This is a genomic window from Psychrobacter aquaticus CMS 56 (genome assembly GCF_000471625.1).
GTDB lineage: Bacteria > Pseudomonadota > Gammaproteobacteria > Pseudomonadales > Moraxellaceae > Psychrobacter > Psychrobacter aquaticus.
In genome coordinates, this window is record NZ_AUSW01000033.1 from 18,770 (window position 1) to 34,297 (window position 15,528).

The 15,528-nt window shown below is 47.0% G+C and carries 8 protein-coding genes; 6 read left to right on the plus strand and 2 right to left on the minus strand.

The annotated features are described in order from the left end of the window. Positions 1–130: 130 nt before the first annotated feature. Positions 131–2,749: a nitrite reductase large subunit NirB gene (gene nirB, locus M917_RS09015; RefSeq protein WP_040642482.1), complete on the minus strand. Its 2,619-nt coding sequence runs from the start codon at positions 2,747–2,749 to the stop codon at positions 131–133. Positions 2,750–3,323: 574 nt separating this feature from the next. On the opposite strand from nirB, the gene M917_RS09025 reads away from it, so the two are divergent. The 5 genes from M917_RS09025 (at position 3,324) to cobA (ending at position 13,118) form a co-directional block, all read left to right on the plus strand. Beyond that, a complete protein-coding gene (locus M917_RS09025) occupies positions 3,324–4,832 on the plus strand; it encodes a NarK family nitrate/nitrite MFS transporter (RefSeq protein WP_021814502.1) in 1,509 nt (502 codons plus the stop codon). Between the two features lie 260 nt (positions 4,833–5,092). Next, the gene (locus M917_RS09030) at positions 5,093–7,054 is read left to right on the plus strand and encodes a protein kinase domain-containing protein (protein WP_040642519.1); all 1,962 of its coding nucleotides are present in this window, start codon (positions 5,093–5,095) and stop codon (positions 7,052–7,054) included. Positions 7,055–7,122: 68 nt separating this feature from the next. Then, the gene (locus M917_RS09035; protein ID WP_021814504.1) at positions 7,123–8,685 is read left to right on the plus strand and encodes an NAD(P)/FAD-dependent oxidoreductase; all 1,563 of its coding nucleotides are present in this window, start codon (positions 7,123–7,125) and stop codon (positions 8,683–8,685) included. Then, the gene (locus tag M917_RS09040; protein WP_021814505.1) at positions 8,682–12,110 is read left to right on the plus strand and encodes a molybdopterin-dependent oxidoreductase; all 3,429 of its coding nucleotides are present in this window, start codon (positions 8,682–8,684) and stop codon (positions 12,108–12,110) included. Before M917_RS09035 ends, M917_RS09040 begins: the two co-directional genes overlap by 4 nt. Before the next feature lie 141 nt (positions 12,111–12,251). Next, complete coding sequence (gene cobA, locus M917_RS09045) at positions 12,252–13,118, plus strand: uroporphyrinogen-III C-methyltransferase (protein ID WP_021814506.1); 867 nt, start codon at positions 12,252–12,254, stop codon at positions 13,116–13,118. Positions 13,119–13,287: 169 nt separating this feature from the next. Here cobA and M917_RS09050 read toward each other — a convergent pair whose 3' ends face one another. Beyond that, positions 13,288–14,526, minus strand: coding sequence for a siderophore-interacting protein (locus tag M917_RS09050; RefSeq protein ID WP_021814507.1), 1,239 nt, complete (start codon positions 14,524–14,526; stop codon positions 13,288–13,290). Positions 14,527–14,675: 149 nt separating this feature from the next. Here M917_RS09050 and M917_RS09055 point away from each other — a divergent pair, with 149 nt between their 5' ends. Further along, positions 14,676–15,440 carry an ABC transporter ATP-binding protein gene (locus M917_RS09055; protein ID WP_021814508.1) on the plus strand — a complete coding sequence of 255 codons (765 nt, stop codon included), beginning with the start codon at positions 14,676–14,678 and terminating at the stop codon, positions 15,438–15,440. Positions 15,441–15,528 lie beyond the last annotated feature (88 nt).

Consider the following 15,528-nt stretch of genomic DNA (forward strand, 5'->3'; position numbering starts at 1 on the left):
TTCTTCGCTTGCTGTGCGGTTGATAGGCAGAGGATTTGAAGCATTTATACCAGTAGTGCTATCTTTTTTAAACGGTACTCTTTTTAAATCGAACCAACCATCGGTAAAAGAGCAGGGCGCTGATATGCAGTTAAGCCAATTCCACGAGTTTTATTTCTGACTTTTCGGCTTCAGTCGCTGGTCGGATTTGATCACGCTCGGTCACAAACACCACATTGTCATCGCCTTGTTCACTGTTCACAAAATGGCGAAAACGTTTAAGCTTTTCGGTATCGTTGATCGTCTCAGCCCATTCACACACATAATTTTCGATGAGCAGCTGCATTTGTGCTTCAAGCTCTTCTGCGATTCCTAAGCTGTCCTCGATGATGACCGCTTGTAGATATTCAAGGCCGCCCTCTAAGCTCTCACGCCATTTTGAGGTGCGCTGTAGTTTGTCGGCCGTTTTGATGTAAAACATAATAATGCGGTCGATATATCTGACCAAGGTCTCAGTATCGAGATCAGTTGCGAACAATTCACCGTGACGCGGAGTGATACCACCATTACCGCAGACAAATAAATTCCAGCCGTTTTCGGTTGCGATCATGCCAAAGTCTTTACTTTGCGCTTCAGCACACTCTCTCATACAGCCTGACACCCCCATCTTGATCTTGTGCGGCGAACGCACGCCTTTGTAACGATCCTCCAACCTCAAAGCGAGCCCCATACTGTCATCAACCCCATATCGGCACCAGTCATTACCCACACAAGACTTGACGGTACGTAGCGATTTGCCGTAAGCATGACCCGTTTCAAACCCTGCTTGCACCAGTTGTGTCCAGATATCAGGCAACTGCTCCATACGTGCACCAAACAGATCAACCCGCTGCCCGCCAGTGATTTTGGTATATAAATTAAATTCTTTGGCGACTTGTCCAAGGACGATGAGTTTGTCGGCAGTGATTTCACCACCCGGTACTCGCGGCACGACGGAATACGTGCCATCTTTTTGGATGTTTCCTAAATAGTAATCGTTGCTGTCCTGTAATGGCGTCAGTTCAGGCTTTAGCACATAATCATTCCAGCACGATGCCAAAATAGAGGCGACTGTCGGTTTGCAAATCTCACAGCCATGACCGCGACCATGTTCAGTCAGCAATTCATCAAAGGTTCTGATGCCATGCACCCGAATCAAGCTGTACAAGTCTTGACGAGAGTAAGCAAAATGCTCGCACAAGTCGTTATTGACCTCAAAACCAAGCGTGGTTAGCTGATGGCTCAGGGTGTCTTTCACCATGGGCGCACAACCGCCGCAGCCCGTGCCTGCACTTGTCACTGCTTTTACATCAGCAATCGAGTACGCGCCGTTTTCGACCGCTGAGCAAATTGCGCCTTTGGACACGTTATAACAAGAGCAAATCGTGGCGGTATCTGGTAGATTGGCGATGCCCATTACAGGTTTTTCGACATTGGGTAATATTAGGCTTTCAGGATGCGCTGGCAGGTCAATGTCATTGAGATACAGTTGTAATAAATTATTATAGTCTTCGGTATCGCCCACCAATACAGCACCAAGCAAGCGTTTGTTATCCGCTGTGGTGACAAGCTTTTTATAAATGCCTTCCGCCGGATTTTGATACAGATAGCTCAGTCCGCCTTCCGTCGTGCCATGAGCATCACCAATACTGCCCACGTCAACGCCCATCAATTTTAGTTTGGTGCTCATGTCAGCACCCGTAAAAGTCTGCTCGTTATCGCCTGCAATCTGCGCGGCACAAATACTCGCCATGTTATAGCCGGGTGCTACTAAGCCAAACACTTTATTGTCCCAAACGGCGCACTCACCAACCGCATAGACATGATCGGCATTGGTACGGCATTGCTCATTGATTAAAATACCACCGCGTGCGCCTATCTCGATACCGCATTCAGGATTGTTTTTAATAATATTATCTTGTGGTCTAATGCCTGCGCTAAACACAATCATATCGGTGTCTAACGATGTGCCATCAGTAAATTGCATGGTGAGATAGTTGACATTACTGTCTGCACTATCAGGGTCTGTACTATCAGAAGTAGAAAAAATCTCCTGAGTATTTTTGCCTGTCAGGACTTTTACGCCCAGCGCCTCAATTTTACGCTTCAAAATCTCGCCACCCGCTGCGTCTAGCTGAACGCCCATCAGCTGCGGGGCAAACTCGACCACATAGGTATCGAGACCTAATGTAACCAAGGCTTTTGCCGCCTCAAGTCCAAGTAGACCGCCGCCCACCACCACGCCTTTTTTGACTGTGGGTAACTCAGCAATGGCCAAAATCTCATCCAAATCAGCAATCGTACGATACACGTGACAGTGCGGATGCTCGCGACCAGGAATCGGTGGCACAAAGGGGTACGAGCCTGTCGCCAATACCAACTCACTATATTCAATCTGCTCACCAGACTCAGTGGTGATAGAGCGATTGGTCGAATCGATATCTACAATTCGCTGGTTCAAATGCAAATTAATTTGCGACGACTCATAAGTGGTGAGATCGACGAGGTTCAGCTTACTGGCATCTTTGTGCTCAAAATAACTGGACAAATACACACGGTCATAAGCAGGGCGGTCTTCTTCTGCAAATACATGAATCTCGAATTGCTCATGCAGTCCTTGCTCAATCGCTCTCTCAACGAAATGATGGCCGACCATGCCATTGCCAATCACGACCAGATTGCCTTTGCTTTTTATGACCGTGTTTTCTGCTCTTATTGTAGTGCTACTCATACGACTGTCCTCTATATAGCTGATAAATGACATTTAGATGCCTACTGCTATAGAACATTCAATAATTGTGCCAAGCAACTTTATTTTGGTGTGATTCCTGAGCATTGACGCTCTCAGCATTTGCTTGACGTATGAGGATAAACAGTAGGTTTCTTAACGTTTGGTAGGGTCTGAATAGGGGCTAAAGAAAGACTAAAACCAACATCAATATAAATTATATGGATGTCGGTCATGCATTTTCCGTAAGTGCCTACATAAGGTACAAATGCACCAAAATAGCGATAATCATGCCCCAATTTGGGCTCTATTATTATCTGTCCGCCATCGCGTTACTTTGACTATGGCCCTATTTTTTTTGTGGTTACTAAAATATCCATGTGATTTTGACATCGCCGTATAAGCCTTAATAAGAGGGCGTTGTAGCAGTATTTTAGGATCAATTTTCATGTTAAAAACGCGGCTTGCAACCACAACTGGCATAGCCATTGCACCGCCTCAAGTGTCTTAATTGATTGTTTTTGGACACTTGACGCTTTGTAATAACCTAGAAGTTAACCATTTGAGGAAGCCGCCTATGTCATCATCGACCCCCGTTGCACCTACTAAAGACAAGCTTAATGTCTTGTCTTTTTCGGGCAAAAATAAAATCCTTCATTTAGGTTGGATGGCGTTTTTTCTGACTTTTTTTGTGTGGTTCAACCATGCGCCGTTTTTATCAGCAATTGGTGAGACGCTGAATCTGACTAAAGACCAAGTCAAAACGCTGCTGATTTTAAACGTGGCATTGACTATCCCCGCCCGTGTCATCATCGGCATGTTGACCGATCGTTTTGGCCCACGTATTGTCTATACAGCAATTTTGGCCATCGGTGCGATTCCGTGCTTTACCTTTGCCTTTGCGCAAGATTACAACACCTTGGCATTGTCTCGTTTTTTACTGGGTTTTGTGGGTGCAGGCTTCGTGGTTGGTATTCGCTTGATGAGTGATTGGTTTCCAACCAATGAGCTGGGCACGGCGGAAGGCATTTATGGAGGCTGGGGTAACTTTGGTTCAGCCGCAGCGGCACTGTTATTGCCAACCGTGGCGATTGGTGCAGCGGCTGTCTTTGGCGGCGATGAGGGCTGGCGTTATGCCACTGCCGTATCAGGTGTCGTCATGGCACTTTATAGCGTGGTTTTTTATAAAATGGCGCGCAACACCCCCAAAGGTGCCACTTACTTTAAACCCAAAAAGTCAGGCGCCATGATGGTGACGTCATCGGGTGATTTTTGGCTGATGATGGTGTTTAAATTGCCGATGTATTTGTCATTGGCGTTATTGGCATGGAAGTTGTCACCTGCTGGCGTGAGTTTGCTCAGTCAGTCTAGTGTCACGATCATTTATATTGGCCTTGCCGTACTCTATGTCTACGAGTTCATTAGTAGCTACCGCTTTAATAAAGAGGTCTTTACCACGCCTGTACCTGAAGCGCATCGTTATGATTTTAAGCAGGTTGGCATTCTCAATATTCTCTATTTCGCAACTTTTGGTTCAGAGCTTGCCGTCGTGTCGATGTTGCCGTTGTTCTATCAAGAGACCTTTAGTCTATCGATCGTGATGGCGGGTGTGCTGGCATCAAGTTATGCCTTTATGAACCTAATGTCGCGTCCTGGCGGCGGTTGGCTCAGTGATAAATTCGGTCGTAAAATTACCTTGTTGATTTTGACGGCTGGTTTGGCAGTAGGCTATCTATTGATGGGCTTTCTTGACTCAACATGGCCGCTGGCGCTGGCGTTATTGATTACTATGTTTTGCTCGTTTTTTGTACAAGCGGGAGAGGGTGCGGTCTTTGCTGTGATTCCACTCATCAAGCGCAGTATGACAGGGCAATTTGCAGGCATGACGGGCGCATACGGTAACGTTGGCTCAGTGGTCTATTTAACGATACTCAGTCTGGTGTCGTATCAAGTGTTTTTCTTTGTGATCGCCGCGACAGCCGTGATTGGTTTCTTTGCGCTATTTTTACTCAAAGAACCTGAAGGTGTCATCATCGAAGAGATGCCAGATGGAACGTTTGCTGAGATCCAAGTCAGCCATCGGTAGCATGAGAAATATTAATGGGGATGACTGTGACCACGATGACAAAAGCTTGCCAACAGAGACGTCCAAAAGACACTCACAAAAGCCCGCAACGTAAGGGTGATAAAGTCAGTGCGGACTTAACTATTAATATGGCTATTGACATGACCGATAATGTCCCTGCTAACTCGGATATCCAAAGCCACACTGGTGAGCAGTCATCTGCCATTGAATCCTGCCATTCTAATGCAGACTCTGCCTTGTGGTGGCTGGACTTTTTTACGATGAAAGGCCGTAAAGCGGAAAATCAAGACAGCCTACTAATAACCACTTGTCTGCCGCATTATTTTGGGGATGCTGTATCGACCGAATCTGTTGACTTAACCCAAAGTTATGTGCCTAAACAAGCGACAATGCCAACAGCGCCACTGTTGGTGCTCATGGCAGATGGCGTCAGTGCTTGCCAGTTTCCAAAACAGGCAAGTCAGCTGGTCATCAACACCGTTGCCGAAAAAATCACACTTGCATTGGCAAAATTGGTGCAAGTGCAGTATGAGTCAGAAGATCAGCCTCAAGCCATGCCTACCAGTTTGGATGAGGATCAAGTGGCTAGCATCATTAGAACGGCAGTAAATAAAGCCAATGATGTGTTGTATTTTCCGCAAGCATACCAGCGAGTGCCGCCTTTATTGTCGACGCTGTCAGGCTTATTGTGTATTGGTGATCGTATTCATCTGTTCCATACGGGCGATTCACGAATTTACCGTGTTGGGATAGACAGCCTGACGGTACTTAGTGACGATCATCGTATTCATCGAGGCGAAGACAAAGGGGCGCTGTCGGCGGCTATCGGCGCTGATGGGCAAGTGGATTTACAACAATTGGTGTTTACACTGCATCAAAACGAATGCTTGGCAATAATGACCGATGGTATTTATGAGCATATCGATGAGGTCGAGTTAGCGTTTGAGCTGTGTACGGCAGCGACAAATATGTGTCAAGCACTGGCTACCACGCACAAACTACCAACAGGGTTTCATGCCAGTCAGACCATATGCGAGCACGCTTTTACAGAGGGCAGTCACGATAACTTGAGTATGATCATGCTGAGTATGAAGGCGATATCAAATAAATCGACCTTAATAAATGATTCTGATGCAGTTGATTTGTTTGAAAGTGATAGCGCAACGTCTCACGATATTCATCGCTATCAGTTGCCCACAGATTTAGAAGTAGGGGATAGTATCGATGGTTTTACCGTGGTCAGTATTATTGCCCGTACTGCCCGCAGTCATGTGTACTGGGTGCAAGATGCCGATCAGAATGACTTTGTACTGAAGTCACCGAGCCTTGATACCATTGCTGATGGCCATTATCTGCGTGATTTTTTACAAGAACGTAAAATTGGTCTGAGCCTCTCAAAACACCGCCGTGCTGGCGAGTCTGCTTATAATCAAGCGGATCCCAATCTCTTGCAGACGACTGACGCAAATAAAAACACTAGCCACAATATGGGGTCGGGGTTGCACGCCTCAGGGCTGTTGCGTTACTACCCAGTGCCTGCTAGCACCAACTATTTATATCACTTGACCGAGTATATCGAAGGCGAGAGCTTACGCGATTTCATCGAACGTCATGCGCCCTGCGATGTATGGCAAACTTATGATTTGCTGACCAAAATCGGTATGGCCGCTCGTGTGATGCACCGCAATTATCTCTTGCACCAAGATATTAAACCTGAGAACGTTCTCTTGACCAAATCAGGGGCCGTGAAGCTAATCGACTTTGGCTCTGCTAGCTCATCAATATTAAAAGACAGTACGCGACCACCCAATGGCGATCTACATTACGCTGCACCAGAGTATTACACTGATGCACCAAAAGGGGTACATTCTGATCTATTCTCCATTGCCGTGATCGGTTATGAGCTATTGACAGGGCAACTGCCATTTGGCTCGCAAGATTTGATGAATCCACAGCAGACTCTCGTCATGCCAGCGCAGCCGTTACGGCAACACAATGTACCGTCCGTTATTCAGCAAGCGCTCATGCGGGCGCTACACCCCAATACCAATGTTCGCTATCAGGCCATCGGTGAGTTTTTACAAGACTTCAATCCTGACAATAGAGCACGCAGTCGCGACCCTGAACCACTAATTAAACGCAATCCCTTATTGGTATGGCATGGCATTTGCTTCATACAGACTGTCATCATCGTCTTATTGTTGTGGGTCTATCTGTCATGATCGCCCACGTTCAATGACATGTTATCGCTTGTTTACCATTGCACTATGCTGCTAAGGAACGTCGCTTTATGTTGCTTCATAGGTCAAAAACTGCCGAAAAGTCTGATATTTATACGACAGAATCCATCGGAAGGTCTGCCCATCATGCTGCTAGTGATAATGCTGGTAAATATAGTGCTGATAGTCATAAGACCAATCATCATAATGATCAAACTGGCAGTGCGGGTATCATCATCATTGGCGCTGGCATGGCGGGTAGCCGCTTTGCCATTGAGCTTGCACGGGCGCGGCAGCAAGGTATACAGGCAAATAACGCGCGTTCAGACAGTATACAGGCAGAAACCTCCGCTGTACCGCTACCAATCACTCTGATTAGTAAAGAGCCACAGGTAGGTTACAACCGCATCATGTTGTCGCCAGTGCTGGCAGGAGATACGGCGTTTGAGGACACGTATTTGTATGATAAATCAGAGTATGAGCAATTGGGTATCACGGTACTGGCTGGGGTCGGCGTTGAGACGATTGATACTGAGCACCAGTGTATTGAGCTTGATAATGGGCAAAGTCTTCATTATGCCAAATTGGTGATTGCGACGGGTTCAACGGCTCGAGTGATACCGTTTCCCAATCATACGGCCAAAGGTGTGCATGTCTTTCGCGACTTAGCAGATGTCACCACGTTAACCGAATATGCCCGTCAAGGCAAAACAGGCTTGGTAATTGGTGGCGGTGTATTGGGGTTAGAGGCGGCATGTGCGTTGGCTGCGCAAGGGGCAAACATGACCGTGATTCATGTTGACGATTACGTGCTCAATCGCCAGCTTGACTTGCCAGCTGCCGAGCTTTTGCAAGCCGAGTTAAGTCGACGCGGCGTTGGTCTAGAAGTGTCTGCAAATACTGAAGCCATCGTCATAAACGACGCCGACGAAGTGTGCGGACTGGCCTTAAAAGACGGTCGTATCTTGCAGGCAGATTTTATCGTGATGGCAGTGGGTGTGATTCCCAATACCGCCTTGGCGAAAGACAGTGGCATTGCCGTCAATCGAGGCATCGTTGTGGATGACTGCATGCACACCAGTTGTCCTCATGTGTATGCAATTGGCGAGTGTATTGAGCTAGAGGGTGAGCTGTTTGGCATGGTCGCCCCCGTGAATCAGCAAGTCGATACCCTCGTGACGGTCTTAAAAGATACGCTAATATCAGACCCCATAACCACACTAGACGGCACTACGTCCTCACAAGAGCACTGGATACCTTTCGTTAGCAAACCTTTGTCATTAAAATTAAAAGTATCTGGCGTATCGGCGTTTTCTGCTGGTCAAATTGCCTTTGAGGGTAACGATGCTGAGGCTATTGAAACGCTCATCTATCGTCAGCCCACTTTGAACCATTATCACTGCCTTTATCTTAAGAATAATAGAGTCATCGGCGCTGTACTTTATGGTGACGTCAATGATGGCAGTTTTTACAGTCAACTTATCACCGACAACGTCGATATATCGCTCATAAAAGAGGACTTAATCTTTGGTAGTGCTTATTGTGATTTGGACAAATTGAATCTGAATGATAGAGACAGTGATAGGACAAATAATGTATTGGCCATGACTGATTCGGTGGAGGAGGCATCATGAGTGAAGCAGCAATCAATAAAACCTCAAATGACTCATCTCGGCACCCTAAAAATGTGGCGAGCCAGAGCATTGCTACTCACAATATCAGTGTGACTGACACGATGAATCAAGTGCGGTCGCTAGACACAGCTCATGGTTCGACCAAAACTGTCCGCACAACTTGTCCGTATTGCGGCGTCGGTTGCGGTGTTTTGGCTCAGATTGATGAGGCTGGCACGGTCAGTGTCAAAGGCGATCCTGAGCACCCTGCTAACTTTGGCAAACTATGCTCAAAAGGCAGCGCGCTTGCCCAAACATTGGGTGCTGAGCGTCGCTTGATTCAGCCTTATTATCAAAACAAGCTGGCATCCATGCAGCAGCAGCCCATGCCACCAGATATATTTACTCGTCTTCATACTATAACAACGTCTGACCCGCAGCCACTTTTTGATACACAGCCACTTATTAACAACACCGACTGGGACACTGTATTAGCAGATATTGCCAAGCGTTTAAATGACACCATTGCCAAACATGGACGCGACAGCATTATGTTTTATGTCTCAGGTCAGCTACTGACTGAAGACTATTACGTTGCCAATAAGTTCATCAAAGGCTTTATCGGCAGTAACAACATCGACTCCAACTCTCGGCTGTGCATGTCATCAGCGGTAGCAGGGCACAAGCGGGCATTTGGTGCCGATCTGGTACCCGCCAATTATGAAGATTTGGAAGCCTGTGATTTGTTGGTACTGGTTGGCTCCAATATGGCGTGGTGTCATCCTATTTTATTTGGACGTTTTTTAGCGGCCAAGAAATCGAATCCGAACAAAAAACTAATTGTCATCGACCCGCGCCGTACAGACTCTTGTGAGTTTGCGGATTTGCATTTGCCCATTGTGGCTGGCACCGACACGCATTTATACAATGGTTTATTGCATTACCTTGAGCAGCACGGTTGCCAAGATGAAGAGTATGTCAGCAAAATCACAGGTGTCGATGATGCTTTGAATGCAGCTAAAGTGTGGACGATCGATAAAGTGGCAAGCGCATGCCAAGTGCCCATCGACAATGTTCGCCAGTTTTATGAGCTGGTTGCGGCCAATGAACAGACAGTGACGGCGTTCAGTATGGGAGTGAATCAGTCCAAAAGTGGCACGGACAAGGTCAATGCCATTATCAACACCCATCTGTACACGGGGCGCGTGGGTAAAGTGGGGGCGAGTCCGTTTTCACTCACTGGTCAGCCCAATGCGATGGGCGGACGAGAAGTAGGCGCACTGGCCAATTTGCTGGCTGCTCATTTGGATTTGGCAAATGCCGATCATCGGCAGCTGGTGGCGGACTTTTGGCAATCGCCGCAGCCTATCTCCTTAGAGGCTGGCGTCAAAGCGTGCGATGCGGCAGACGCTATTTTGGATGGACGAATCAAAGCCATTTGGATTATGGCGACCAATCCCGTGGTCAGTTTGCCAGAGGCGGACAGATTTCGCCAAGCGCTGGCAGAATGTGACTTGGTGATTGTGTCTGATTGTTCAGTAGACAGTGACACGGTGAAATGTGCTGACATTGTGTTACCTGCGCAAGGGTGGGGCGAAAAATCAGGAACGGTGACCAATTCTGAGCGGCGTATCTCTCGTCAACGCTCAATAATGCCAGCGATAGGTGTGGCAAAGCCAGACTGGTGGATACTCTCGCAAGTGGCCAAACACATGGGGCTGGCAGGGTTTGATTATCAAGATCCCAGCGAGATATTTAACGAGTATGTGGCACTGACAGCCTATGGCAATGATAAAAACCAAACTGTATCAGTTAAAAACCAGCCGCGTTATTTCAATCTGGCCAATGACTTGTCTGCTTTTATGACAGAGGCCGATCATAACGGTCAGCCTATCCATCAAAGCCTTAAGTCAAGTGCGCTTAGTCGTGAAGATTATGACATGATGCCGCCGTTTCAATGGGGCGGCACGCGTATCTCTATGATTCAAGACAACGTATCCAATCAGTCGGCAGAGGTTGCTACTCACCAAATGGCAACTTGTACCAAAGCCCAACTGATCGCCATTACGCCTGCTGATGATGCCAGTGTGCCCAATCGACACCGACAAAAGCGAAAATTTAAAAGACGGCAAACTGATATGCATTTGCCTCTCTTTAATCAAGCGTCCTTTAAACAGCCCCCTCAACCTGCCAACCAATTAGAAGAGAATATATCGTCAACATTGAATAACCCAAGCATTGATTTACGACTTATCACGGGCAGACTGCGCGATCAATGGCATACCATGACTCGCACAGGCTTAGCACCGCAGTTAAACCAGCATCAATCCGTGCCCACACTGACACTACATCCTGATGATGCCAAGCAGTTGTGTGTGGCAGCCGATGACTTTGTGCAGATTTATCGTCAATATGAAAACAATGTGACATCTGATCTGACTGATGATGTCGCCGCGAGTAACGTACTGGTACAAGTGGCGATTAGCGATGCGGTGCGAGTTGGCGATGCGTTTATGCCGATGCACTGGAGCGATGCTTTTGCCAGCTTTGCTCGTATGGGTACACTGATTCCAACGGTTGTGGATCCACATTCGGGGCAGCCTGAGCTTAAAAACTCCGCAATCAGCGTCACGGCAGTGCCGATGCACCTATTTGGCAAGATTTTGGTGCATCCTGACTGGCAAGACGCCGTTATAGTGCAATTGCGTACCATTTTGGACAATATTGAGGCAAAAATAGGGCGAGAAGAATTATTGCAAAAAAATAGTAGTGCAGGTGTTGATACATCTTCGACAAATAACTTGCCCTCACTTACTTGGAATCTCAGCCGCCAAGCAAATAGCGTATTAATTAACGTTGCCAGCCCAAGTGCGAAGGCGCGTGATCGGTTGAATACTCCTGAGTTTTGGCAGCAGTTTGCCCAAGCTGTGCAATCATCAGTGCCATCGGTTTCACAGGCTTGCGCTATGAATACGGCGTTCACCGTCAGCCAAGAGCACCAGCAATTGCGCTTGGTTATGACCCAATCTATCGATGAAGTAGCGGCAAATAGTAGCGTGACGGCCAACATAGCCAATATCAAAACAGGCAATCAGGAGGCTAATGAGGCGCTCATTATGGCTGTCTATCTTGCACCAACGCTCGAAGCGTTACCGAGTATGCATTGGCTCGACAGCTGTTTTGCCGATACCAGTCAAATCCCCTTCAATCAGCGCTATAAGTGGTTGTTAGCAGGGCGTCCTGCCAGTGGTTACGTCGATCCAGGGCCGCTGGTGTGTTCGTGCATGTCTGTGGGAGAAAATATCATTATTGAGGCCATTACTAAACATGATTGTACCAGTGCAGCCGCAGTCGGAAAACAGTGCCGAGCCGGTACCAATTGCGGTTCTTGTGTGGGTCAGATCAATGAATTGATCGCGGAGTATGGTCAATTAGCACAAGCTTAATCGCTCATGTGGCACGCTGTTTGCAACCTATAGCTTATAGAGTAAAACTGATCACGGGTCAGTCATAGACTGAGTTTTTTAACGGTTTTACTTTTCGTTATCTACTTTACTGCATTTATGTTGTCATCAGGAGCTACCGTCATGCCGCATTCATCTGCCTTTGTGTCAAACCGTTCAACGTACGACTTAGCGGGTCAAAACTGTGCAGAAACGACCAAAGCCTATCATAAGAAAGGAGTTGTATATTTGGTGGGTGCAGGATCTGGTGACCCTGAACTGCTGACCTTAAAGGCATTGAGAGTGATGCAGCGTGCTGATGTGGTGCTGTATGACAGCTTGGTCTCTGAAGATATTTTGGATATGTGTGCGCTCACTGCCGAAAAGATATTCGTCGGTAAGCGCCGCGCCAATCATGCGTTACCGCAAGAGGGTATCAACGAGCTTTTGGTCAAACATGCGCTTGCCAATAAAACAGTGGTGAGGCTAAAGGGCGGTGACCCTTTTATCTTTGGGCGTGGCGGCGAAGAGCTACAAGAAGTGGTACGTCATGGCATCTACTTTGAGTCAATTCCCGGTATCACCGCCGCTAGTGCTGCGGCAAGTCGAGCAGGTATTCCACTGACGCATCGCGATCATGCCCAATCGGTTCAGTTTCTCACTGCCTGCAAAAAACTTGGCGAACCGAATACTGACTATAGCGAGTTACTCGATAGCACTCAGACGGTTGTTTTTTATATGGGATTGCACCGTTTGGATGAGATGACAAAAGGGTTGATGGCGGCAGGGCGCGACAGTGAGACACCCTTTGCTATCATCAGTCATGCCAGTTTACCCACGCAGCAAGTACTTATAGGCACATTAAAGGATATCGCAGAACAACAAGCGTCTGCCAATCTCCCTACGCCTGCACTATTAATTATGGGCGATGTGGTTACCCTGCATGCGGAGTTCGCCGAGTTCAATCTTGGCACACTAGTAGCGCCAACCATAGAAGCCAGCTGTATATAGTTGATCCTAAATAAAAAATGAACAATCATTATAATGTGCTGCTTGAATAATATTTTCGTAGCCTCTGTCTGCGTAGGCACAGCAAGCAAGAAAATCTTATTCAAGCAGCACTGTACTTAGTTTATAGTGGTTTGACAGTATAAAAAGACGCACAAAACCTTAAAGTCTATCAATCTTTACGCCAATAAACCTTGATAACCGAGTCAGCCCGTGCCAATCCTAGCCTCTGTTGCAGCAGCCCTCGAAGTGCTTTGGCTGTGCCTGCTTCTAAAGCGCCCCAAACCTTATCAATGTGTAAAGGATGTGTGGTCAAATAATCGGCCAATGTGGTATCGATTAAGTCGGCCAGCGCTCGTCCTGCATTGACTTGACCCGTCACCAAAGGCAATAGCGTAAAGGGCTTGTCTTGCTGATTTGCCGCCTTAGTGTTCATGATATCAGCGCCTAATGTCACCACATCAAAATACGTTTGATCGGCGGCCGCTTGTGTGACACAAAGAACTAATGGTGGCTGAGGATTGTCCCAAAGCTCCAGCAAGCGCGCGACAGTTGGCAGCGAGGTTTCATCAGCAATCAGCAATGCTTGACCTTCACGCAAATGCTCAACCTTTTCAGGGAACTCACGTTTGCTTATCACCGTATCGCCTACTTGTAGCGCGCGTGCCCAGTTGCCACCTGAGGTGTCGCCATGCAAAAAAACATCGACCCATGCCTGTACGCCATTCGAGGCTTGCCACGCTTTTCTTAACGTGTAATAGCAATGAGCGCGTTCAGGCTGCTCACTTTTATCAATGCTGTCATCAGCCCCTTTATTAGCGCCTTCATTAGGGATTTTTGCCACGCTGCGGTTATGCTCTAAATCAAATAAATACGCATAGCCAGCTTCATTGATTGGTACAGAGCTTGAGCGATGATGGTTTGAGGTATCACCAGCGGCATTTGGGTGAGGGGCGGTTAATATAAGACGCAGCATGTTTTTGCTGACCATGTGGCTGTCCTGTACGACAAAGCGCTGTTTGGTCAGTTTAATGGTTTTTTTGCCGAGCTTTTTGTCCGCTTTTTGTTTGAGCAAAATATATTGGGTGTTTAACTCATCCATTTGGGTGATAGGCGCTATAAATGGGATAAAAAACGTCTGCTCACGTGTCTGAGTAGACGTTTTTTTTGTGTCTTGAAACTGCACTTGTAAAGCGATTGCTTCTGCGTATACCGCCGTCAATTGTACGTTTGTCCCAACCAGCTCATCTGACGTCAGGGGCGTAAAAACCTGCAGAAATCCGAGCAGCTCATCGACATGCTCCTCATTGATGTGAGCCATGGCATCTGCAATCTCAGGGAAGGTTAAGGAGGTATACGAGCCTGCTTGAGTAGGAGAATTGTTTTTAATAGAGGGGATAGAATGGGTCATATATATACTCACGAACAACAGTGAATGGAGGAGAGAAAAACGGCATCTCCATTAATGATAATTGTTTTTATTCTCGTTTACGAGTAAAATCAGCTTTTATTGGCTTTTTGATACAAAGACCACGATTTTAATTAACGATGAGTACCTATATGTTACGTGCAGATCAACTGACCGTCAGTCGTCAAGGAAATACCTTACTAGACAATGTGAGCTGTGAGATGGATACCAATGAATTAGTAGCCTTGGTGGGACATAACGGTTCAGGCAAATCCACTTTGATTAAAGCGTTGGCAGGCGAGATGATGAGTAATGGCGGTAGCGTCAATTTAGATGAGCGCCGTATTGGTGACTACAGTAGTAAGGAGCTGGCTCGGCAAATGGCTTATTTGCCGCAGCAATTACCGGACGCCGCTGGGTTCACAGTGCGTGAATTGGTCATGCTGGGACGCTATCCTCATCAAAAATGGCTCCAAAAACCAAGCCAAATTGACAGAGATAAAGTAGCAGAAGCGATGAGTATCACTCAAACAGAAGCGTTCGCTGACCGTATCACGGCCACACTCTCAGGTGGCGAGCGTGCCCGAGTTTGGCTGGCTATGTGTCTGGCGCAGGACACCCGATATCTGTTGCTCGATGAGCCATTAGCGGCACTTGATATGCACTATCAGCTAGAAGTTATTCAGCTTATTCGTCGTTTGGTCGATGAGCAGGGGTTGAGTGTGGTTATTATTATCCATGATATCAATTTGGCAGCGCAGTATGCCGATCGAGTCATCGCGCTAAAAAACGGCCGTGTTTGTCATAATGGTGATATCAAAAGCACCATGCAGCCTGACATACTGCGCGACATCTTTAACGTCGATATGCAGTTGCTTCAGCATCCTATAACAGGACAACCGGTTGCCGTTGCTTAACATGGTCAACGCATTTGTAAATGGTGACGGTATTAACCGCGCTTTTTGACTTGTCCTTTTATTTTCCGCTCGCTTATTTCCTTTTACT